The organism is Empedobacter brevis NBRC 14943 = ATCC 43319, from assembly GCF_000382425.1.
In the GTDB taxonomy this organism is placed as follows: domain Bacteria; phylum Bacteroidota; class Bacteroidia; order Flavobacteriales; family Weeksellaceae; genus Empedobacter; species Empedobacter brevis.
The window spans coordinates 1-24,104 of the sequence record NZ_KB908293.1; the positions used below are offsets into that span (position 1 = coordinate 1).

At 33.6% G+C, this 24,104-nt stretch carries 22 protein-coding genes; 3 read left to right on the forward strand and 19 right to left on the reverse strand.

Annotated elements, in window-relative coordinates; genetic code table 11:
• A partial coding sequence (locus H277_RS20405; RefSeq protein WP_221406893.1) for a hypothetical protein occupies positions 1–371 on the forward strand: 371 nt, incomplete at its 5' end.
• 81 nt (positions 372–452) lie between these two features.
• On the opposite strand, the gene H277_RS0105395 is transcribed toward H277_RS20405, so the two are convergent.
• From H277_RS0105395 to H277_RS0105415, 5 genes are all read right to left on the reverse strand, one after another.
• Positions 453–1,673 (reverse strand): bifunctional folylpolyglutamate synthase/dihydrofolate synthase, encoded by a 1,221-nt coding sequence (locus H277_RS0105395; protein ID WP_019974565.1) that lies wholly within the window; start codon positions 1,671–1,673, stop codon positions 453–455.
• Positions 1,674–1,775: 102 nt separating this feature from the next.
• Positions 1,776–2,936, reverse strand: a complete 1,161-nt coding sequence (nhaA, locus tag H277_RS0105400) for a Na+/H+ antiporter NhaA (protein WP_019974566.1) — start codon at positions 2,934–2,936, stop codon at positions 1,776–1,778.
• 91 nt (positions 2,937–3,027) lie between these two features.
• Complete coding sequence (locus tag H277_RS0105405; RefSeq protein WP_019974567.1) at positions 3,028–4,242, reverse strand: sterol desaturase family protein; 1,215 nt, start codon at positions 4,240–4,242, stop codon at positions 3,028–3,030.
• A 2-nt stretch (positions 4,243–4,244) separates the two neighbouring features.
• The gene (locus H277_RS0105410) at positions 4,245–4,958 is read right to left on the reverse strand and encodes an alpha/beta fold hydrolase (protein ID WP_019974568.1); all 714 of its coding nucleotides are present in this window, start codon (positions 4,956–4,958) and stop codon (positions 4,245–4,247) included.
• 69 nt (positions 4,959–5,027) lie between these two features.
• Entirely contained in the window at positions 5,028–6,083 is a 1,056-nt protein-coding gene (locus tag H277_RS0105415; protein ID WP_307723992.1) for an anhydro-N-acetylmuramic acid kinase, read from the reverse strand.
• A gap of 349 nt (positions 6,084–6,432) precedes the next feature.
• Between H277_RS0105415 and glyA the strand changes: the two genes are divergently transcribed.
• Positions 6,433–7,707 (forward strand): serine hydroxymethyltransferase, encoded by a 1,275-nt coding sequence (glyA, locus tag H277_RS0105420; protein ID WP_019974570.1) that lies wholly within the window; start codon positions 6,433–6,435, stop codon positions 7,705–7,707.
• 191 nt (positions 7,708–7,898) lie between these two features.
• On the opposite strand, the gene atpG is transcribed toward glyA, so the two are convergent.
• The 8 genes from atpG to H277_RS0105460 form a co-directional block, all read right to left on the reverse strand.
• Positions 7,899–8,768 (reverse strand): ATP synthase F1 subunit gamma, encoded by an 870-nt coding sequence (gene atpG, locus H277_RS0105425; protein WP_019974571.1) that lies wholly within the window; start codon positions 8,766–8,768, stop codon positions 7,899–7,901.
• A gap of 70 nt (positions 8,769–8,838) precedes the next feature.
• Entirely contained in the window at positions 8,839–10,413 is a 1,575-nt protein-coding gene (gene atpA, locus H277_RS0105430; protein WP_019974572.1) for a F0F1 ATP synthase subunit alpha, read from the reverse strand.
• A gap of 11 nt (positions 10,414–10,424) precedes the next feature.
• Entirely contained in the window at positions 10,425–10,985 is a 561-nt protein-coding gene (gene atpH / locus H277_RS0105435; RefSeq protein ID WP_019974573.1) for an ATP synthase F1 subunit delta, read from the reverse strand.
• A gap of 2 nt (positions 10,986–10,987) precedes the next feature.
• On the reverse strand, positions 10,988–11,482 hold the full coding sequence (locus tag H277_RS0105440) for a F0F1 ATP synthase subunit B (RefSeq protein WP_019974574.1): 495 nt from the start codon (positions 11,480–11,482) through the stop codon (positions 10,988–10,990).
• Positions 11,483–11,578: 96 nt separating this feature from the next.
• A complete protein-coding gene (atpE, locus tag H277_RS0105445) occupies positions 11,579–11,788 on the reverse strand; it encodes an ATP synthase F0 subunit C (protein WP_013598300.1) in 210 nt (69 codons plus the stop codon).
• Between the two features lie 53 nt (positions 11,789–11,841).
• Positions 11,842–12,978: a F0F1 ATP synthase subunit A gene (gene atpB, locus H277_RS0105450; protein WP_019974575.1), complete on the reverse strand. Its 1,137-nt coding sequence runs from the start codon at positions 12,976–12,978 to the stop codon at positions 11,842–11,844.
• 78 nt (positions 12,979–13,056) lie between these two features.
• Entirely contained in the window at positions 13,057–13,437 is a 381-nt protein-coding gene (locus H277_RS0105455; RefSeq protein WP_019974576.1) for a hypothetical protein, read from the reverse strand.
• 4 nt (positions 13,438–13,441) lie between these two features.
• On the reverse strand, positions 13,442–13,657 hold the full coding sequence (locus tag H277_RS0105460; protein ID WP_019974577.1) for an AtpZ/AtpI family protein: 216 nt from the start codon (positions 13,655–13,657) through the stop codon (positions 13,442–13,444).
• A gap of 32 nt (positions 13,658–13,689) precedes the next feature.
• Here H277_RS0105460 and dusB point away from each other — a divergent pair, with 32 nt between their 5' ends.
• On the forward strand, positions 13,690–14,685 hold the full coding sequence (gene dusB, locus H277_RS0105465; protein WP_019974578.1) for a tRNA dihydrouridine synthase DusB: 996 nt from the start codon (positions 13,690–13,692) through the stop codon (positions 14,683–14,685).
• Between the two features lie 63 nt (positions 14,686–14,748).
• On the opposite strand, the gene H277_RS0105470 is transcribed toward dusB, so the two are convergent.
• The 6 genes from H277_RS0105470 to H277_RS0105495 form a co-directional block, all read right to left on the reverse strand.
• Positions 14,749–15,045, reverse strand: coding sequence for a hypothetical protein (locus H277_RS0105470; RefSeq protein ID WP_019974579.1), 297 nt, complete (start codon positions 15,043–15,045; stop codon positions 14,749–14,751).
• An 81-nt stretch (positions 15,046–15,126) separates the two neighbouring features.
• Complete coding sequence (locus H277_RS0105475; RefSeq protein WP_019974580.1) at positions 15,127–16,188, reverse strand: DUF2891 domain-containing protein; 1,062 nt, start codon at positions 16,186–16,188, stop codon at positions 15,127–15,129.
• Between the two features lie 18 nt (positions 16,189–16,206).
• Positions 16,207–17,244 carry an alpha/beta hydrolase gene (locus tag H277_RS0105480; protein WP_019974581.1) on the reverse strand — a complete coding sequence of 346 codons (1,038 nt, stop codon included), beginning with the start codon at positions 17,242–17,244 and terminating at the stop codon, positions 16,207–16,209.
• A 261-nt stretch (positions 17,245–17,505) separates the two neighbouring features.
• A complete protein-coding gene (locus tag H277_RS0105485) occupies positions 17,506–19,470 on the reverse strand; it encodes a putative porin (protein ID WP_019974582.1) in 1,965 nt (654 codons plus the stop codon).
• Between the two features lie 95 nt (positions 19,471–19,565).
• A complete protein-coding gene (locus H277_RS0105490; RefSeq protein WP_019974583.1) occupies positions 19,566–20,996 on the reverse strand; it encodes a RagB/SusD family nutrient uptake outer membrane protein in 1,431 nt (476 codons plus the stop codon).
• Positions 20,997–21,009: 13 nt separating this feature from the next.
• Positions 21,010–24,090, reverse strand: a complete 3,081-nt coding sequence (locus tag H277_RS0105495; protein WP_033422591.1) for a SusC/RagA family TonB-linked outer membrane protein — start codon at positions 24,088–24,090, stop codon at positions 21,010–21,012.
• Positions 24,091–24,104: the final 14 nt, after the last annotated feature.

Genomic DNA, 24,104 nt, shown 5'->3' on the forward strand with positions numbered 1-24,104 from the left:
AAATAATTTCCGGTATTTATAAGCTCCTATGTCAACTACAATACTACTCGTCTTTCGTATTGGGATTGCAAATATACAACCCATTTTTCCGAAACTCCAAACGAAATTTACATTTATTTTACACAAATACCCTAACTCATTGTTATATCGCTAAATATTTTTTAAAAAATCATAAATTAAAACCGAAAAGTGGCCGGATCCCTGCTAAAACAAGCGCGAAATCTATAGAGGGTAAAACCAAAAAATGTCTAGCGATTTGTGATTATTCAACGAAAAGAGAGGAGAAATTCGGGTTATTGAATCGTGGAAGCATCGTGCTATTAACTATAAAAGGAGAACTTCATCGTTCTCCTTTTTTAGTTGAATACTAAATTATGGTTATCGTTTTAACTTGATACAAACAAACTGTTATTTTACTCTATTCAGATTAATATTTAACTTATATTCTAGAATTAAATAACCTCAGCCACAACAAAAGTACTTCCTCCAATGTAAATCATATCATTTTCAGATGCATTTTTCTTAGCTGCTAACAGAGCCTTTTCTACTGTATCAAAAAAATGTTTGTCTTTCATCTCTTCCGGAATGATTTTGTATAATTCGTCAATCGTATATTGACGAGGAACATCTGGTTGACAAAAATAGTAAGTTGCTTTTTTGGGAAAAAATTTCAAAATAGATAACACATCTTTATCGTTTACAAATCCTAAAACCAGATGCAGTTGATTATACGCTTGTTCGTTTATTTGTTTCGAAACTTCTACCAAACCATGAGGGTTATGTGCCGTGTCAGCTACAATTAAAGGATCATGACCTAAAACATCCCAACGTCCACGAAGGCTTGTATTTTTAACAACATTCAATAATCCATTTGAAATGTTTTCTCCAGAAATATTCCAGTTTTGCTTCTGCAGTTGTTCAATTGCTGTTAAAACAGTACGTTTATTTTTGATTTGATAAGAACCTTTCAGATCTGAGGGCAAATCTTGAAAATGTTTATCTTCTGCAAATAGTACATCTGCATTTCGTTCTTTTGAAATCTGTTCGAAAACAGATTTTGTTTCAGTAGTTGTCTCTCCAATCACTACAGCAGTATTTGGTTTAATGATCCCAGCTTTCTCTAAAGCAATTTTATCCAATGTATCGCCCAAAAACTGCGTATGATCTAATCCTATATTTGTAATTACAGAAAGTTCAGGCAAGATAATGTTTGTAGAGTCTAACCGTCCTCCTAAACCTGTTTCGATAATTGCAATATCTACTTTTTGTTGAGCAAAATATTCAAAAGCCATTGCTATTGCAATTTCGAAGAAAGAAGCTTTTTGCTGAATAATTTTTTCTTCATGCTTCTCTACAAAATTAATCACAAACTCTTCATCAACCATTACTCCATTTACACGAATACGCTCTCTAAAATCCTTTAAATGAGGAGAGGTTGTTAAACCTACTTTATAACCGGCTTCCTGAAAAATTGAAGCTAACATATGAGACGTACTTCCTTTACCATTTGTTCCTGCAATATGGACTGATTTAAATTTCTTTTGCGGATTCCCTAAATATTCGCACAAAGCAGTAATATTTGTTAAATCGGCTTTCATTGCAGATGCTCCTACGCGTTGAAACATTGGTAAATTTGTAAACAACCAATTGATTGTTTCTTGATACGTTCTCATTTATTTAAAATTTTACACGAAGATACAACGCGTAAGAATAAAAAAATCGAATTCTTCTGAAGAAAAATTCGATTCTATTCTTTAATTATGCTAACTTCTCAATTAATCTGAATAATCTTGTCTTGTTGTTAATAAAATTCTTAATACGATAAAGCCAACGACTGCAGCCGTTAAAGATGCTACAAGAATCATCAGTTTTGCTTCATTTATATAACTTGGATCTTTAAACGCTAGCATTGAAACAAAAATAGACATTGTAAATCCAATTCCTCCTAAGATACCAACTCCGAAAACGCGTTTAAAATTAACCGCCGTTGGCAATTCACATAAACCTAATTTCACCGCTATAAAGGTAAACAATGTAATTCCAATTGGTTTTCCTACAACTAATCCTAAGAAAATACCTGTAGCCAAAGGGATACTAAAATGTGACAATCCTCCTCCATCTATAGTAATTGCAGTATTTGCTAAAGCAAACAGAGGTAAAATAATAAATGCTACAGGAATATGTAAAGCGTTTTCCATTTTTGCAGAAAGAGATTTGGTGTCATCTTTTTCGAACGGAATGGTAAATGCCACCAAAACTCCGGCAATGGTTGCATGAATCCCTGAATGCAGCATAAACCACCACACAGCAGTTCCACCAATAATATATGGAATCATATTTTTTACCTTCAGTTTATTCAAAGCAAAAAGCCCTAAGAGAATTACAATTGCAATTCCAAACTGTGTGAAATCTAAAGGTAATTCCGGATTTGGGTAAAACAACGCAATGACTACAATCGCGCCTAAATCATCGATAACTGCTAAAGCTGTTAAAAAAACTTTTAACGATAAGGGTACACGATTTCCCAGCATTGTAATAATAGCTACAGCAAAAGCAATATCTGTCGCCATCGGAATACCAAAACCGTGAATTGTATCTGTTCCTTTATTCGCCAAAAAGAAAATAAATGCCGGGACTAACATTCCTCCCAATGCAGCAAACACCGGTAAAATTGCTTTTTTGGTATCTGATAATTCACCTACAAAAACTTCTCTTTTTAATTCTAAACCGATTAAGAAAAAGAAGATCGCCATTAGTCCGTCATTTATCCAATGCGCAAATGAATGTCCAAACATATCCACTTGCCAAATGGAATCATAAGATTCAGCAAATGGTGAATTGGCTAATAATAATGAGAAGGCGGTACAGAAAATAAGTAAAATTCCTCCTGAAGTCTGGCTATGAAAAAATTTGTTAAAAAGTTTCGAAACGATCATTTATTCTTTTTTTAGTTCGGTAAAAGTAATGCAGCCGTTTTTAATTGCCTAATCCTAATCGTACAATAAAGTGTAAATTATCCATGAACTTCTAAATAATTTTCAAAATACTTTTTTGATACCAGTTACTAAAATTGAATATTTTTTCCATGACAACAATGAAACCCAATGGTAGAATGAACAGCATATAATGTTCACTTTCGATAATAAAATAGCTACAAAACAGCAGAAATCTAAGATGTTCTAAATACGGCAACCATCTTTTTTGTTCCAACTGTGCACCAATATTAATTAATGAAATCAACACAAATGCGGTAAAAGAAATTTTTGTGAATTCATCGAATTTCTCAAAATAGTACGTCAGGGCAATCATCATGGCAAACGATAAAATAAGTTGTCCATTAATGTATCCTTTGTATTTAAAATTATAACTTTCCGATTTATTTTTTGACAACCATTTTTTCTCTATCACCGGCCTAATTTCCTGATCCATAACTGCCGGACTGCCAAAATAAATGATTAATTTTTCTTTGATTGATGATTTTCTTTTTGCAGCTTCATACAGCTCAAAATAATAATGAAAATGTTGCCACAGAAAACTATAACTATTAATAGGATGGGTTAAACCATATTTCGGCTTTTCTTCTTCTTTCTGAAACGTTCCAAATAATTTGTCCCAAAAAACGAAGACATCGCCATAATTCTTGTCTAAATACTTTTCGTCTGAGGCATGATGAACGCCATGCAAAGAAGGAGTAATAAAAATATATTCCAACCACCTTTGCTTCTCTAACATCTGCGTATGTGTAAAAAAAGAATACACTCCATGTACAACCAAAATTGTCATAACCAAATTCGGATGAAACCCTATAAAGGGTAATACACACCAAAATACATTTCGTATAATTGCTTGTAATGTTGTGATACGTGCTGCAACTGTAAAATTAAATTCTTCAGATTGATGATGAACAATATGTGCACCCCAAAAAATATTCACTTCATGTCCTAATCGATGATACCAATACCAAACAAAATCTGTTGCTAAAAGCATCAATATCCAGATCCACCAAGCATTTGAAATCTCTAAAAGGCGATAATTTTCATATATCCAATTATACAATTGATAAAAGCTGGCTGTGATAAATAGATTTAACAATCGTTCTGCAATTCCAATTGAAATATTAGAAATTGAACTCTCATATTTATAAATATTCTTTAATTTTTTCCTTTTTACTACAGCATATTCTAACCATAGAAACAGAAAAAAGGCGGGTAAAGCGAATGCTAAATATTCAGGATGATTCATACTTACGCCGTTAAAAACTGATTAATATATTCATTGAAAATCACAGGTTGTTCCATCATCGGAACATGGCCACACCGATCTATAAACGCTAATCTTGCGTTGGGCAAATGGGTATAAAATTCTTCTGCTACATCCGGAGGAGTAACAATATCCTGCTTTCCCCATACCAATAATACAGGTTGATTTATTTTATGCAACAAATGTTTTAAATTTTGCCGTTTCGCATCTCTCGCAATAGAGATAATAGACAACGCTTTCGTCGGTGTATTTGCTGTAGAAAAAACATCATCGACTAATTCTTTCGTTACAACATCTTTCGTCTCGAAGATTTCTTCTACTTTATTTTTAATATAGTTGTAATCTCTTATGCGAACAAAAGATGCCTGTAAATTATTTTCATATAATCCCGAACTACCTGCAAGTATTAATTTATTGACAAGGGTCGGATGGGCTAAAGCATACAACAATGCGAGATGCCCGCCTAAAGAATTCCCAATTAAAATAGGGTGATGAATATGATTAGCTTCGATATAATCTTCTAAAAAATGGACCAATGATTGAAGCGAATTTCTTTTTAGCTGATTAGAAAACAATGGTAAAGTTGGTGTAAAAACATTGTAATCTTTTTCTAAATTTTTGATCACATCTTCCCAATTGCTAAGGCTTCCGAACAAGCCATGCAATAAAATAATATCTTTATTTTTTTCGTATTTCATCCTACATTTATTCTTGGTAACAAGACAAATGTAAATAAAATATTTAAAACTCTATTAATTATATAGATTTTATAGATTATATATTATTCCTGAAGAATGATCTCTTGAAGCTCCTGTTACCGATGCCAAACAATTTATTTCGTTATTTAAACGGCGATATCCTAGAAAAGCAAAAATCAATGCTTCTTTGAAGTCAATTAAACTATCGGTTGGAACGATGATTTCGATCCCGCACAATTCTCGTAATCGGTTCATAAAAAATAAATTTCGAACTCCTCCCCCGGTTATCAACACATTGTTAATATCGTATTCAGTAAAGATTTTATGAATTTGAATTGCAAAGTGCTCAACGCAACTTCTTAACTTATCTTCGGTTGAGATCTCGTACTTATCAACAATTGTTAAAAACTTAGCTTCTACCCATTCAAATCCCAATGATTTTGGAAAAGGTTGTTGATAAAACTGAAGTTGATTTAATTCCTCCACCAAATCTTGATGAACATCTCCTTGTTTCGAAAGTGCTCCATTCTTATCATATTCAAGCCCCTCCAATTTTGAATAATGGTTCAATACAATATTAACAGGGCAAATATCAAATGCAATTCGCTTATTATTTCTGTTCAGCGAAATGTTTGAAAATCCCCCAAGGTTTAAACAAGCATCATACTGATGAAACAACAATTCGTCACCAATCGGAACCAAAGGTGCACCTTGTCCTCCAAGAATAACATCCTGTGTCCGAAAATCACACACGACTTTCTGGAAACACCGGGAAGCAATTGCAGCTCCATTCCCTATTTGCAATGTAAAAGAATGTTGTGGCTGATGAAAAATGGTTTGCCCGTGAGAAGAAACAAAATCAACTTTCTGAATGTTATGCTTTTGCATAAACTCAGCGACCTGGTCACCAAGAAAATAGCCGAATTCAACATCTAACTTACCCAAGTCCATCGCAGCATATTGATAAGCTTCAGTTAATTTCGTCCGCCAATCTGATGTGTAATAAATGGTTTCTGCCTCTAGGATTTCAAACGAATCAGTGTTCTCAAACCTAACATAACAAATATCCAAACCATCTAATGAGGTTCCAGACATTAAGCCGATACAAAAAGTAGGATTTTTCATCATGTAAATTTAATGAGAGTATTTGATAGTAGATGAATCCCGAAGTTAGAAATTCGGAATTCGTTTCAGCATCACATTGAAAGATTCCTCAATATGCTCGGAAAGACAACGAAATTATTACGCGTTACTCAAAACTTAAAACGCGTTAGGGATAGAAGTGAAAATCCTTTGTTTGTTTTTTTTCAACAAACAAAGATTGTAACGTATAGCCCGACCGAAGGGAACGCCCAAACAAAATACATCTTCGTGAATAAATTGTTGATGAAATTTATGATAATGTTCTCTATAAGTTGGTTTTAAATGAAGAGATAATATCTTATATTTGAAAGATAATATACAAACAATAAACATGGCACATGATGTAATCTTCGATTTGATTGAAGAAGAAAAAGAAAGACAATTAAACGGAATTGAATTAATCGCGTCAGAAAACTTTGTTTCTGACAATGTAATGCGCGCGATGGGTTCTGTTTTAACAAATAAATATGCAGAAGGTTACCCAGGAAAACGTTACTACGGAGGTTGTGAAGTAGTAGATGAAGTAGAAACGATCGCTATTGAGCGTTTGAAAGCTTTATTCAACGCAGAATATGCAAACGTACAACCACATTCAGGTTCTCAAGCAAATGCTGCAGTTTATTTGGCTTGTTTAAAACCGGGAGATAAAATCTTAGGATTCGATTTATCACATGGTGGGCATTTAACACACGGTTCTCCTGTTAATTTTTCTGGCTTAACGTATCAAACTTCTTTCTACGGTGTAGATAAAGAAACCGGACGTATCGATTACGAAGCAATGGCTGAAACTGCACGTAAAGAAAAACCTCAAATGATTATTTGTGGTGCTTCTGCTTATTCTCGCGACATCGATTATGCTAAATTCCGTGAAGTGGCAGACGAAGTGGGCGCTTTATTATTGGCCGATATCTCTCATCCTGCCGGATTGATTGCTCGTGGAATTTTAAACGATCCGATGCCTCATTGTCATATCGTGACAACAACAACACACAAAACTTTACGTGGACCTCGCGGCGGAGTAATTATGATGGGAAAAGATTTTGAAAATCCTTGGGGAGCGAAGACACCTAAAGGAGAAGTAAAAATGATGTCTCAAATTTTGAACGGTGCTGTTTTCCCGGGAACACAAGGTGGTCCTTTAGAACATGTAATTGCATCTAAAGCGGTTGCTTTTGAAGAAGCTTTGTCTGACGGTTACATGGATTATATCGTACAAGTTGTGAAAAATGCAAAAGCTTTGGCTGCTGCCTTAGTGGCAAAAGGTTACGATATTGTTTCGGGAGGAACGGACAATCACTGTATGTTAATCGATTTACGTAACAAAGGAATTTCAGGAAAACAAGCAGAGAATGCATTGGTACTAGCGGAAATTACATGCAACAAAAACATGGTCCCTTTTGATGACAAATCACCTTTCGTAACATCTGGTATTCGTTTAGGAACTGCTGCTATCACGACAAGAGGTTTAGTTGAAACCGATATGCAGACAGTTGCAGATTTGATTGACGAAGTTTTAATGAACATCGATAATGAAGAAGTTATTGATGGAGTTGCAGACCGTGTAAACGACTTTATGTCTTCTCGACCTTTGTTTCAGATGAAATAAATTGAATGTTAAAAATTCATTGAGATAATAGAAAAGCCTTGAACAGTGTTCAGGGCTTTTTAGTTGATACAATTAAAGTAAAAAGTCTTCATAAATAATCATACTAAACGAAAAACAATATTGCAAAAAAAAAGCAACCTCTATAAAAGAGATTGCTTTTGATATTTAAAATAAGATAAAAGTCGTTTGTCTTACGCATTCAATGCTTCTGCTCCACCAACGATCTCTAATATCTCGTTTGTAATAGCAGCTTGACGAGCTTTATTGTATTGGATTTTCAAGTTTTTCTGTAACTCGCTTGCGTTGTCTGTTGCTTTGTGCATTGCAGTCATACGGGCACCGTGTTCAGAAGCATTAGCATCTAATACCGCTTTGAATAATTGCGTTTTTAACGTTTGAGGAATTAAATCTTTCAAGATTTCTTCCTTAGAAGGATTGAAGATATAATCTAACTCAGCTGTGTTAGCTTTCTCTTCTGTTTTATCTAAAACAACTGGTAAGAATTGTTCATTTTGAACGATTTGTACCGCTGCATTTTGAAATTGGTTGTAAATAATTCTGATTTGATCAAATTGACCTTCTTCAAATTTAGCAACTAAATCATCTGCAATCTCAGCTACATCTGCAAAATTTAAATTATCCCAAATGCTTGATGCATTTTTGTAGATTGATTGAGATTTTTTGAACGTTTCGTATGCTTTTTTACCAATTGTTAAAAGCTCTACTTCTTTACCGGCTAATTCATCAGCCAACAAAGCATTTACTTTTTTGATAATACTTGAATTGTATCCTCCACATAAACCTCTGTTTGAGTTAATAATGACTAAAAGTACTTTATTAACTTCGCGTTCTTCTGTTAATGCTCCTCCTACTTCAACTTCTAAAGTAGAACTTACATTTTGTAAAAGTTCACGTAATTTATCTGCATAAGGACGTAACTGAACGATTGAATCTGTAGCACGTTTCAATTTAGCAGCAGATACTAATTTCATAGCACTTGTAATCTGCATTGTAGAACCTACAGAAGTAATCCGGTTACGTATATCTTTTAAATTTGCCATAATTCTATTTGAGATGAAGGATGAAAAGAAACTTGAAGATTGAAACCTTCAAGTTTCATTTGTATATTTCTTAGTACTTAGAAGTAGTTTCTGTAATCACTTTCTTCAATACATCTATAATTTCATCTGTCCATTTACCTAAACGGATAGATGTTAAAGTGTCTGCATATTTGTTGCGCATTAACTCAATAAAATCCGCTTGCCACTCTTTCACTTTATTAACAGGAACGTTTTTCAACATCCCGTTAGTACCCGCAAAAATAACTGCTACTTGCTCTTCTACTGAAATTGGAGAGTTTACATCTTGTTTCAATAACTCTACGTTACGCTCACCTTTTCCAATTACATTCATTGTAGCTGCATCTAAATCAGAACCAAATTTAGCGAAAGCTTCTAACTCGCGGTATTGAGCTTGATCTAATTTCAATGTTCCAGATACTTTTTTCATTGGTTTTGTTTGCGCAGAACCACCAACACGAGATACAGAGATACCTACGTTAATCGCCGGACGAACACCAGAGTTGAATAAATCAGACTCTAAGAAGATTTGTCCATCTGTAATCGAAATTACGTTTGTTGGGATATAAGCAGAAACGTCACCAGCTTGCGTTTCGATAATCGGTAATGCAGTTAAAGAACCACCACCTTTTACGATACCTTTCATCGATTCCGGTAAATCATTCATTTGAGCTGCAATTGTATCATCTTTGATCACTTTGGCAGCACGCTCTAATAAACGAGAGTGTAAGTAGAATACGTCTCCAGGATAAGCTTCACGTCCCGGTGGGCGACGTAATAATAAAGATACCTCACGGTATGCAACGGCTTGTTTAGATAAATCATCATACACGATTAATGCAGGACGACCAGAGTCACGGAAGAATTCTCCGATTGCAGCACCAGCCATTGGAGCATATACTTGCATTGGAGCAGGGTCAGAAGCATTTGCAGCAACGACTACTGTATATTTATCTGCACCGTGATCTTGTAATGTTTTCATAATTCCTGCTACTGTAGAACCTTTTTGTCCTACTGCTACATAAATACAGAAAACTGTTTCACCTCTATCGTAAAACTCTTTTTGATTTAAGATTGCATCTAAAGCAACAGATGTTTTACCTGTTTGACGGTCACCAATGATTAACTCACGTTGTCCACGTCCAATTGGAATCATTGAGTCAATTGAAACGATTCCTGTTTGTAACGGTTCGTTTACCGGTTGACGGTAGATTACACCAGGAGCTTTACGCTCGATAGGCATTTCATATAATTGTCCTTCGATAGGTCCTTTACCATCGATAGGATTTCCTAACATATCAACAACACGTCCTAACATTCCTTCACCAACATTGATAGAAGCAATTTTGTTCGTACGTTTTACTGTGTCACCTTCTTTAATACCTTTTGAAGGTCCGAAAAGTACAATACCTACGTTGTCTTCTTCAAGGTTTTGTACCATTCCTTCTAACCCGTTTGAGAATTCTACTAATTCTCCGTATTGAGCATTGTCTAACCCGTAAACACGAGCAATACCATCCCCAACAGTTAGAACGGTTCCAACTTCTGCTAATTCAACTGCTGAATCGAAGCTAGAAAGTTGTTGTTTTAAAATAGCTGATACTTCAGCTGGATTTATTTCTGGCATCTGTGAAATATTTAAAATTTAGGAATGTAATCGTTTTTCGAAAAATCTTTTTTAAGTGTAGCTAACTTCGTTTTAATCGATGAATCTACTTGGTTGTTTCCTATTTTCAATACGAAACCTCCAATTAAAGAAGCATCAACTTTGTTTTCTACTTTTACTTGACTATTTACAGCTAACGTTTGTTTTGCTTTTGCTATAATGTTATCAATTGTATGTTGATCCAATTGTACAGCTGAAGTAATTTCTGCTGTCACAATATTATTTGCCTGATCGTATAATGTAATAAATTGATCAGCAATTTTAGACAAGATATTTTCTCTACCATGTCTTACAACTAACGAAATGAATGTTTGAGAAGTTTTAGATAAAGATTTGAAAATCTCGCTCAACGCAACTTCTTTTTTCTTCACATCAATCACCGGTGAATTTAAGAAAATTCTTAAATCGTCATTTGATTTGATGATGTGACTAACTTCATTCATTTCAGCATACACTTCGTTTGTTTGATTTGCTTCAGTTGCAAACTCCATCAAACCTTTAGCATATCTATGTGCTGCTCTGAATCCTGCCATGATTAATTGAATTTTACGTGATCAATAACATCATTAACCAAAGCTTCTTGAGCAGATTTGTCTGCCAATTCTTTCGTTAAGATTTTTTCAGCAATTTCAATTGACAACTGTCCAACTTGATTTTTGATATCAGCCATAGCTGATGCTTTTTCATTTTGGATCGCTGTTTTAGCATTTTCAATTAATTTGTTTGCTTCTACAGTTGCAGAATTTTTCGCCTCGTTGATGATATTTTCTTTCATTTCACGCGCTTCTTTCAAGATAGCATCACGTTCAGCACGAGCTTCTTTCATGATCTTCTCGTTTTGAGCGTTTAATAAAGTCATCTCTTCTTTTGCTTTTTTAGCTGCGTTTAATGCATCCTCGATAGATTGTTCTCTTTCTTTAACTGCAGATAAAATTGGTTTCCAAGCTAATGATCTTAACAATACTAATAAGATGATAAATACGACCGCAGTCCAAAAAATAAGACCAACTGAAGGTGTAATTAAATCCATTGTGTGTATGTATTAAATTTTATTTTTTACTAATTAATTTTTTAATGAATTAGCTTCAACAACCAACCGTTATTGAAGCTAATTTTAATTCAAATATTATCCGTTACCTAATAACGCAACTACGATACCAAATAAACCTGCACCCTCGATTAAGGCTGCTGCGATAATCATAGCTGTTTGAATTTTTGAAGCCGCTTCTGGTTGTCTAGCGATTCCTTCCATAGCTGATCCACCGATTTTACCGATACCTAAACCAACTCCTAAAACTGCTAAACCAGCTCCGATTGCTGCAATACTTCCTGTCATGATAATTGTATTTAATTATTAAAAAATTATTTTATTGTTTTTTATATTCTATTTTAATGATGTTCGTGTTCAGCAACTGCTGTTCCGATGAATAAAGAAACTAGCATTGTGAATACGAAAGCTTGTAACGCTGCTACCAACAATTCTAAACAGTAGATAAATAATGCCAATGGGATAGAACCTCCTGCCATTGCTTCTGTTTGGAAAATGAAAATCAACGAGATTAACGACATGATGATAATATGACCAGCAGTAATGTTCGCAAATAAACGAATCATTAAAGCGAAAGGCTTCGTAATAATCCCAATCAATTCAATTGGAGCTAAAATAATTTTCACAGGAACCGGAACGCCAGGCATCCACAGCATATGTCCCCAATACCCTTTATTTCCTGAAAAATTAATAACAATTAAAGCGATAAATGCTAATACAAATGTAACAGCGATATTTCCTGTAACGTTAGCTGCACCTGGTAATAACCCTAATAAGTTGTTGATCCAGATAAAGAAGAATAACGTTAATAAATAAGGCATAAACTTCGCATATTTTTTCTCTCCTATATTTGGAATTGCGACTTCATCACGAACAAAAATGATAATTGGTTCAATAAATCCTGCGATACCTTTTGGTACCATATTTCCTTTTTTGTAGTTAGAAGCAACTGCAGAGAAAACTAAGATTAAAATCACAAAAGACAATAACATTGACGCTACGTTTTTCGTAATCGAAAAATCCAAAGGTTTTGCATTTTCCAAATGAATAGTTCCTTTCTCATCTACATGTGGAGTAACAGAACCTTGTGCGTCTGTTTTGTAGATTTTTTCGTGGTAGTTAATGTAGTAATTTCCATTACTTTCTACAACAGCCTCATTGTGGTGAAATTTAGAAGACATGAAAACATTTAATCCATTGTCATCCCATAATATAACTGGTAATGGAATAGAAACACTCTTTTCTCCTTCTCCAAAAAAATGCCAGTCGTGAGCATCAGCAATGTGGTGCATAATACCTGGTACTGGGTTAAATGTAGATTCACCAGATTTCACTTTAGCAGCTTCCTCTTGGTTTTTCACTTGCTCACTTTTAATTAACTCCTCAAACGTTTTTGGAAGATTCTCATGCGGAACCGCTGTAGAGGCGAATCCGAAATTGAAAAGTAACAAAAACGCTAATAACGCTGAAAATTTCATGTATAATTCCTTTGTTTCTAAATTGCGTGCAAAATTATAGTAAATTAACCACTTACCAAAGTCAAATGCTAAAAATCATTAAACTTTTTTTAACTTTAAATTAATTAAGCGAATAAACACTAAAACTTCGGCTAGCAAAATTACAAAATAACTTATAATTAATTGCACTACATTCGATTTAATTTCTTGATTCACAACAACCAAAGCTAACACAACAGCCATCTTCGCAATCATCCCTCCCATAAAGGCAAAACCAACATAATCAGGGAATTTTATCTTCACAAAACATCCTACTTGTAAAATCATTAAGGTAATTAAACCAATTATTAAATACATCTTTGGTACAATCAGCGGATTTTCGCTAAAATTGTAATGTACCACAATTGCATAATGAATGGCACAAAAAAGTGCAATCATCATAATAAAAGTGAAAGCTAAAAAAATAAATTTCTTGATCATCTGATTATTTTTTCGGTAATTGCTTTAACATCAAATATAACCCTGCAAAAACTCCCAGCAAAGATAAGCCAGCCGTCCATAATGGTTGCTCTGTTTCGAATTTTTTATCCAAAATAGTTCCTAACCATGTAAACAAAGCAATCACAGCAGCCATCTGCATTCCCATTGCAGAAAACTTTAAATATTGATTTACACCTTCGGTCTTTCGATTTTGTTTCATAACTTTTATGTAATTTTGCAAAAAATTATTTCGTGGTAAAGATAGGAAACATAGAATTACCAGACTTCCCTTTATTGCTTGCGCCGATGGAAGATGTAAGCGATCCGCCATTTCGCAGGTTATGCAAAATGCATGGTGCAGATTTGATGTACACAGAGTTTATCTCTTCTGAAGGGTTGATTCGTGACGCAATTAAAAGTCGTCAAAAATTAGATATTTTTGATTATGAACGTCCAATCGGTATTCAAATATTTGGAGGAGATGAAGAAGCTATGGCCATGTCAGCAAAAATTGTTGAAACCGTTCAACCGGATATCGTAGACATTAATTTTGGTTGTCCCGTAAAAAAAGTGGTTTGTAAAGGTGCCGGAGCTGGTGTTTTAAAAGATATTGATTTGATGGTACGTTTAACAAAATCGGTTGTTGAAAGTACTCATTTACCTGTTACAGTAAAAACTCGTTTGGGTTGGGACTCAGATTCTATCAACATATACGAAGTTGCAGAACGTTTACAAGATACAGGCATTAAAGCATTGTCTATTCATGGTCGTACACGAACACAAATGTACAAAGGTGAAGCCAATTGGGAACCAATTGCAAAAGTAAAAGCAAATCCAAATATTGAAATTCCAATTTTTGGAAATGGCGACATTGATTCACCTCAAAAAGCGATTGAATACAAAGAGAAATATGGTGTAGATGGCGTAATGATTGGACGTGCCGCAATTGGATACCCATGGATTTTTGAACAAATAAAACATTATCGCGAAACCGGAGAATTATTAGCAGAACCTACCATTATCGAACGAATGGAAGCTGCTAAAAACCATTTAAAATGGGCCATTGATTGGAAAGGTGAACGTACCGGTATTTTAGAAACCCGAATGCATTATACCAATTATTTCAAAGGTATTCCCAATTTCAAACCTTATCGTACAAAATTAGTCACACAAGATAACCTTGTTGATTTGACACAAACTTTTGAAGAAATCGAAAGAGAATTCATTCCAAGTTTAGAAGAAATATAATTTTACTCATAAAAAAATCCACCAACTACTTGGTGGATTTTTAATTTAAACTTGAGACTATAATTAATTACAGTTATCTACAATCATTACTTCTTCAGGATTCAACGTATCATATTTCATTAATACCACTTCATCTACGTCAGCTCTTGATTGCAACGTAACTTCATAAACTTCTTCGTTCACAGGATATTGTATAGTTGCTTTCGGACGTTTAAAAGTACCGCTTGTCTCAACCACAACTCCTTCTACACATTTTCCGGATTTTGCCAATTGATCTTCCAGTTGATTTTTTTTGTATTGGCTAAATCCAAATGCTGCAACACCTAAAATCGCAATGATGATATAAAAATATTTTTTCATAAACTTTTTTATGTTTCTTATTCGTTTTTGTTTGAAACAAATTTATGCGCAATCCTATTTTTATAAAATCCCCATTAATGGCTAATTTTGAGTTTCGGATTTGGTTTTCAAGGCGTAAAGTGCAAACGTACCTAACCAATGACTTCCCATATAATCATCATTTGTGATATTATTTAATGAATAATTCAAATGATTTTGTGCGATTTTTTTCAACTGATTTAATTCCGGTAATTTGTTTTGAATTTGATACAAAGCTGTAGCGCGACTAAAATTCAATCCATCCAAATGTACCAAATGTCCGTCTGTACGATCCGAAACAACACCGGGTTTTAAATCAAAATTCTTTTTGAATAATTCCGGTAAAAAACTTTTCAGCCATTTTTTATATTCGTCATTCTGTTGAATTTTTGACATAACCAACGCTTCTTCCAAACAAGGTGAAAGAAAATCAGAACCACTTGGCTCGAACACAATGTTACATTTTTTGTCTTTTGCATACAAACGATTCGCATTCTCTATAATTGCTTTTTCGAACGATTGATCGTTTACCGAACGCGCATAATCTATTGCCAGACTTAGTCCAAAAGCTGTATTATCATGAGTTCCTGTACGAATTGGATACACTAATTTCGGTAAATACTCTTTGTATTTTACAAGAATCAAATCCGTCAATGGTCTTAAATTTTCTGCCCAAACCTGCGCATCTTTATCCTGCCAATTGTTTAATTCCATTTGTAATTGTAACAACCAAGCCCAACCATATGTCCGTTCGAAATTCTTATTGTTTTTATCATTGAAAAACGACATTTCAACCGCTACGTTTTCAGGTATTATCAATTGATTTAATTCATTTCTCACCTGGTTATTTTGATCCAATTCCGGAAAATCTTTCATCAATTTTACAATCGACCAAAATCCATGTACAGAAGAATGCCAATCGAAACACCCATAAAAAATGGGACGCAATTCTTTCGGTGTTTTTAAATCGTGTTCACTTCCTAGTACATTTCCTAATTTATTCGGGTATTCAACAGAAATACAATGCGTCGGTAATTCAAATATTTTCTTCGCCTGTTCCAAATGTAATTCCTGAGCAAAAGAAGTTGTGGTGGATAAAATTGTAAAATAAATTAATTTTTTCATCAAAATGTTTTTACCAAATTACAGCTTTTTATTGGAGTCTAAGAATTTTTTGAGCTCATCTTTCGTTTGTTGGCTCTCAGGAAAATTTTTCGCATTTTGTTCGAAAAACTGTTGTGCTAACTCATTTTTCTTTTGTTTCATCAAATAATTTGCAACATTATTGATATACGTTTCACTTGGTTGAAACCTATGATTTAATTTCTTAGAAACAGCTTCAAAAGATTCATTTACGAGATTCGGATGATCGGGAATTTGTTTGATATTAATTCGATATCCCTCAAACTGCCAGCGCAAATAATCGATAGAACCAATCATTGGAACCGACCCATGTTCTTCTTCTACATATTGCTTATAATAATAGCTTAAAGTTTTATTGTCCGATGCTTTCAAGCGTTCATCAATTGTTTTTATGCCTTGATAATGATCACGTAAATGATCCACGTTTTGATTTTCTCCAACTTGGGTTATCATTAAAAACCGATTTTCAAAATTATGAGAAGTTACATTTTGATAAACGTTCAACAATTCTTTATCATTAAACCAAATACTTGGATCATGCGCTACATAGCCATTAAACGTTTTGGGATGATTGTACAACGTTTTTAAAGCAAAGTAACCGCCTAAAGAATGTCCGATTAACAGACGAAAATCATTGACACGATAGTTTTTCTGCATAAAAGGAAACAATTCTGTTTCAATAAAGTGTAGAAAATTGACATCATTTACATGTGTAAAATCTTTTGCTCTGTCCCCGTTCTTATTTGTAATTCCGACAAGGATAGACTCCGGCATTTCCGGATAAAAGCCTGACTGGAATTTATTGACAACTCCGGTTAAAAATGTAAAGTTATTTTCTGCATCCAGCACATAAATCACAGGATAATTTACTTTTTGGAGTTTTGAATGATGATATGATTCTGGCAGATTAATCCAAATTTCCCGTTCTGCATTCAATGATTTTGAATTTATTTTCTGTATTTCTCCAATGGATAATTTCTCTTGAGAAAATCCAATTTGAACAAGTATAAAACAAAGTAAAAGCAGTAATTTTTTCATGTTTAAAATTTTTCTAAAATTAATTATTTAGAACTATTCTATACAAATGATTTTAGACAGCGTTTGAACCAAAATAGTTAACTCTTTTTCAAGAACATTTTCTTCGTCCATCAAACACTATAAAATTTTTAATCAAAAAAAACGACCTCATCCTGAAGTCGTTTCTATTGATTTTATTTTTAGTCATGTTGAAGTTGTTTCAACCTCACATTCCTTATATTCTATTTTTCTAATTTCTAACATGAAATCAACCTCACAAAACTAGCTAAAAATATTCCATTTCAATCCAAGCTGAAATTTAAAATCTCTGTAAGGCACATTAGGGGCTGCAAAATAATCCGGCTGTTTTGTAAACGATGCGTTAATGTGTTCTCCTCGGATATAAAAACGCATGTTGCGTACTTTGAAATTAATGAAAATATCCAAAATCGGATAACCGCCAATTTCCTGAACACTAGTCGGATCCTGTAACGCAAATTCATTAATAACCGGGATATAACGCAAACCGTTGTATTTTGTAAAATACGTGGCATTAATACCAGCCTGCAATTGTGCATTTTTATTGAATAGTTCACCTTGCCAGTACAATGTTTCACGAATTAAGAAATCAGGAAGCGGCATATACTGCTCATTTTTCGAAACTTTTTGATATTGAGCTGTCGACACCAAATTTATTTTTCCAAATCTTAAATGATTTTCTCCTTTAATCTTAACGTAATTTAGGTTATCTGTCAATTGTTTGTATGTTAAATCAGCATCTAAATAAACATGATTATCGATATTGTAAATAGCTGCTTCTAACGTTGTATTAACCTTTTCTAAATTTAGTTTCGCGAAAAGTTTTTGGATATTTTCTGTCTCAAATTTATTCGCATAGTTAAAATCAGCAAAGAAACTTTGGTTGTAAATGGTATTAAGTGACGGAATTTTTGACTGTAACACTGCTCCGGCAGATAGTGTATAACCAACAATCGGTGTTATATCTAAAACAGCATCTACATTGTAAACACTTTTGTAATTATCGGATTGTAAAAATTCTACATTTCCGTAAAGTTTTAATTTCTCATTCCAATCAAAATCAACTTTACCAACTACTCCAAAAAGATTTTCCTTAACCTCCTTAGGATTATTTACATCATAAATTACAACCTCATTGATATCTTTTGCTGAAGTGACCAATGGCTGATCAGAGAAAATACGCAAATTCTGAAATTTAACACCCGCTTCTATTTTCACACGATCTGTCCACTGGAAACCAGCTGTTGTTGTATTCGAAAAATCGGTGGCACTTTTACGATTATTAGTACCGAAACCTGTGATGATGGGACTAGAGTATAAATCTGCGACAGGAGAAGAATCCTCGTATCTGAATTTTTGTTTTTCGTACGAAAATTTATTTTTTAATTCGATTGGATTATAAAAAGTAGAATCTTTCTCATTCATCTTCTTTAGAATTCCATACGATGCATTCAATTCTATTCGACGCGCATCAAATTCCGATTTCGCTGTTTGAGAATTTACTAGAATATTACGTACATTTGTGATTCTACGATCGTCTTGCAAAATAAAATCGTTGATATCTCTGATTCCCCCATTTTCATTATTCTTCAAATTCTGAGCTGCATAATGCCACCATAATTTAAATCGTTCTGACTTTGTTTTGTAATTTGAGGAAAATACGAACGTATTATTCTGTGCCTTCTCATGACGGTAGCGTCCTTCGGAAATTAAACCTCGGTAATGAAATGTATAATTGAATTGTTTGTTGATATTATGTGAGAATGTTGAAGACAAAAAATTACCTTCTTTTACTCCATTTTCATAAATAAATTCGGTATAAGGAGTTTTGACATCATAGTATTTGATATCATTTGCCTGGTAATAGTTGTACTTTTTACCGGTTGGCAACATTGAAGAATTAAACGGTGCATCTTGGTATTCTAAATCCACTACAACTCCTCCTACATTAGGAAAAAATAATTTACCAAATGCATCTCGTCTTATAAAATTTTGGTTGTAATAATTATTGATGCTTAATGTTGTATCAATAACTTCAGGCTTACGCCCATTTGTCCAAAATTTATAATCATCTATTTTTGTTTTAAAATAGGTCACCGAATCATTTGTTGTTGATCCTTTTAATGGTTTTAAAATCTTTATAGAGTCTTCTTGAGCCTGTACCATGACAGCTCCCAATAAAAATAAACCAATGATTGTTTTTTTCATCCTGTTGAATAAATCCTTACAAAAGTAATCTAAAATTGAGAGATACAAAAAAACCCACTTATTTCTAAGTGGGCAAATGTTATAAAAAAGTGCTTCTATTGCCAAAGAGGATGATTAACCATTAATTTATTCAATTCCAGTTCTGTCCTTCCAATTGGAAAAACAAAATATTTACTGTCACTTGCTTGATAACAAGTTCCATCTAAACAATTTGTTTTTTTATCTATTGGCAAATTATTTCGTTTTAAATCAAAGAAGCGATGACCTTCTGCAACAAATTCTTTTTGCATATCAAGAATAATTGCTGTTAAAACATCTCCAGAATAAGGATTAGCTCCTCTTTCCACTGCATGAGTATTTAATAAAGTTAATGCTTCTGAAGTTTTTCCGCTTTTCGCTAATGCTTCCATTTTTATATACTTCGCTTCAGTCATACGAAAAACCTTTACATTTCCTTGATAATTCCCTCCTACACTTCGTGGATATTTAGTTGTCCAGACTCCTTTTGGAACATCTGTGAACGTAACTGATGTATTAAACAGAGCTTTTCTAGCATCATTATTATCATATAATTTATACACTCCTTCTCTTACAAGCATACTTCTTTGACCTCCGGTATTTGCATAAAAAGAAGCTAAATGCGCATTAATTTGAAGACTATACGAAGAAGATTGCTCTATCTCGAAAATTGTTTCATTGTGATTTTCACTAATACTAGCATCAGTGTTTGTAAAATAATCTTTCAGACCGGTAGAATTAACAAGACTAAAATTAGATGGAGAGCCATTTAATACTTCATCAGCATATTGAACCGCTTTATCATAATCTCCTGCTTTTCCTCTAGTTAAATAAGCTTTAGCTAATAAAAACTTACCAGCTGTAGGTGATAAAAATATTTTAGAACTTCTTGCAGATGGAGACATTTCCGCTACACCTTCTGTGAAATCTTTTATAATTTGATCATATACTTGATCGACAGTTGCTCTAGCATTTATATCATTTGGATTGTATTTTTTTGTTTTAAGAGGAATTCCGTACTCCTGAAAATTACCTGATGTAGGATTCGAAGAATACAATTGAACCAAATAAAAATAGGCCAATCCTCTCGCAATTTTAGCTTCACCTTTCATACTCACCACATTAGTGTTACTAGGTACATTATCGTCTAAGATAATAAAGTTTGCGCGTTGGATAACATCATATAAAGCTCTATATTGACCGAAAGAAGTTTCTGCAAACCAATTAAAATTTGTAATTCCATTATAATATCCTCCACCATAATTGGTAGATTGAAAAACATTATCTGAAATTAAATCCCCGTAAAGGATTAAAGTTGCTCCAAAATTAGTCCCTGAACCCAATGATGTATACAATGAATTCGTAATTTTTTGCATATCGTCTTCATCTTGTACATAACCATTATAAACATCTTGAATCTCAGGTTCAAGATCCAAACGATCTTCATTACAAGAAAATCCAACAAAAAGAAGACTTACTAAAGATATTTTAAATATTTTTTTTAACATGTTTTTTTTATTTTTAAAAGTCTAAAGAAATTCCCATTGAAATTGATTTCATAATAGGAGAAGTATAATCATAAGCACCTTTTCCTGCTGCCCCACCATAAGCATTAGAATTTGATTCAGGATCAAAATCCAGCTTTTTATCAAATGTATATACCCACATATTTATTCCTTTCATATAAACAGTCAAGCCTTCAATTCCACTGTTCTTTATAAAAGATGGTGATTTAAAAGTATAAGAAACTTTTACTTCTTTTAAACGAATGTGATCACCTTTTCTAACCCACCTAGAAGAAAGACCTTCACTTCCTGAAGGATTTCCTACAATTTGTTTAGGATTTGATGCATTTCTATTATCAGGTGTCCAAGAATCATACAAAGCAGATGTGATTTGATTTCTACTCATAATAGAGCCATCCCCTAAAACAAAATTTTGCCACATATTATTTACATAATAATCAAATTGACCTGTAAAGAATACACTTAAATTAAAGCCTTTGAAATTAAAATCATTTTTGAAACCTGCTGTATATTTTGGGAAACTCGATTTCCCCATCCATACACTCTTAGCTTGACTTCTATCTGTAGTTGTTTCTGTCTTTGTTCCGTCAGTCCAATATAATCCCGCTCCAGTTTCAGGATCTACTCCTGCCCAAAGAGGAATATAATATTCCAAAAATTCTTTTCCTTCAGCAAAAGCTTTTAATCCATTTCCTCCTCCTCTCAAAATCAAGTTTGGATCTCCGAGTTTAGTTACAGTATTATCATTGTAAGCAAAGTTTCCATACATTCCCCATTTAAATTCTCCATCTAAAGGTCTTGCATTCACGGTTAGTTCAACTCCCTTATTAGTAAGCTCTCCTACATTAGATTTAAATGTTGATGGATTCCCATTTTCCTGTGCAATTGAAGTATCCCATATAGCAGATGTAGTTACTTTGTTATAAACATCAACCGAGAAGTTTAAACGGTCTTTCAGTACCCCAAAATCTAAACCAAAATTCCATTGCTTAGAGACTTCCCATTCTAAGTCTTTATTCCCTGCACTTGCTAAAGACATAATAGGAACAGTCTCTCCATAAAAACTATTAGAAAAATAAGGTAAACTATTATAAGCTGATGAAGCCTGATCTGCATAAGGGATATTTCCAATTTCACCATAATTAACTCTCAATAGCAATTGCGAGAAAGGTAAACTAGAAAAATCTTTCAAAATATTCCAGCTTCCACCAACAGACCAAAAAGTTCCACCTCTATTAGATGATCCAAGAGTAGAATTAGAATCATATCTTAACTGACCAGAAACAGTATATCTACCATCTAGCACATAATTCAAACGAGAGAAATATGATATTTGTGCCCATTTGTAATAACTTTCAGATGATGCATCTCTTGTCGATCCAAAGCCTAAATAAGGTTTAGGTTTAGACAAATGTCTCACATAAGCATAGGTATTATTCCATTTATGCTCTTGGTACTCCATTCCAGCATAAACCTGCAAATCATGTCTATTATTAATAATATTTCGATAACTTACAGAATTTTGCCAGTTCCAATCAAATGCTCTTGTATCTGCCGCTTCAACTAAGCCTCCTTTTAATCCTTTACCTGGATCAGCTTGTGCTAAACCATCTGCTATTGAAGGATCCCAATATGTTTTTTCATTCATATCTTGATATTGCAATCCAAATAATGTATACAAATAAAAGTTTTTAACAAACTGTAATTCTGCATTAATAGAAGATAAATAAGTTCTAATATTACCTCTAGCAAAATCTTTATTTAGAATTGCTACTGGATTAAAGTTATCAGCTGTACCTCCTAAGCTTTGATTATAACTACCATCTGCATTATAAATTGGGTAAATTGGCAACATTGTAAACTGAGCTCTCCATGGGTTTCTATATGCTCCTCCATCATCAATTGACGTTCTTGTCACGTTAGAAAAGTTTCCATTAAATCCCATTTTAAAGATATCACTCATCTTATGATCCAATGATAAATTAACGCTCATACGATCAAATTTACTATTTATAGGTAAAGGTTTATTTTGATAATATGAACCACCAACTCTAAATGATGTATTTTCGCTACCTCCAGTTGCTGAAAAATTATATGTATTAACCGAAGAAAATTTTCTCATCACTCCTCTTCTCCAATCTTCACTTGTTTTTCCATCCCAATTAACATCTCCTGCAAATCTAGCTATGGCGTCACTCATGTTAGCAGCATAACCAGGATCAGTATTCATATTAGCTAAAGCTCCCCATTGAATATATTCAGACGAAGTCATAAACTTTTGTTCATCAAAAGCAATATCCTGGTATGCCATATCTGATGAAACATTAAATCTTGTCTTTTGATTGTAGCGACCTTTCTTCGTCGTAATCACAATAACCCCATTTGCTCCTCGAGCTCCATATAATGCTGTAGCAGAAGCATCTTTAAGTACTGAAACATTTTCTATCGCATTAGGATCAATTGAAGCTAAAGGATTCCAAGATTCCATCACGGATGCGTTATCCGAACCTTTCCCTACAACTACTCCGTCAATTACATATAGTGGATTTGGCGTCCCTATTAAAGACCCAACCCCGCGAATTGTTATAATATTGGCAGAACCTGGGTCTCCTGAATTTGTAGAGAAAACCAATCCTGCTACACGGCCGTTTAATACCTCATCAATAGAAGCTGTTGGTGCTAATTCAAAATCTTCTTTTTTAATAATATCATACGCTCCAATTTTTTGAGCGGCATCCATTTTAATCCCTCCGACTAAATTTACTGTCCCTAATTCGATATTCTCTGATGCTTTTGACGTAAATTTAACATCGCCAAGGGTTGTAGAAGTAACTTTTACAATTTTCTCCTCTCCGTTAGAATCAATAATTTTTAATGTATCGCCTACTTTTGCATCTACATTGAAGTTTCCATCTCCGTCCGTAAAAACTGAAGTGCCTGTTCGTGTAACAATTACTTCTGCTTCTTCCATTGGAAAACCATTCGAGTCTTTTAAGACTCCTTTAACTTGGGCATAGGCTAAACCTCCCATCAAAAACATTGATAGAATGCCCAAAGAAGTAAATCTTCTCCTCATATTGTGTTAATTTT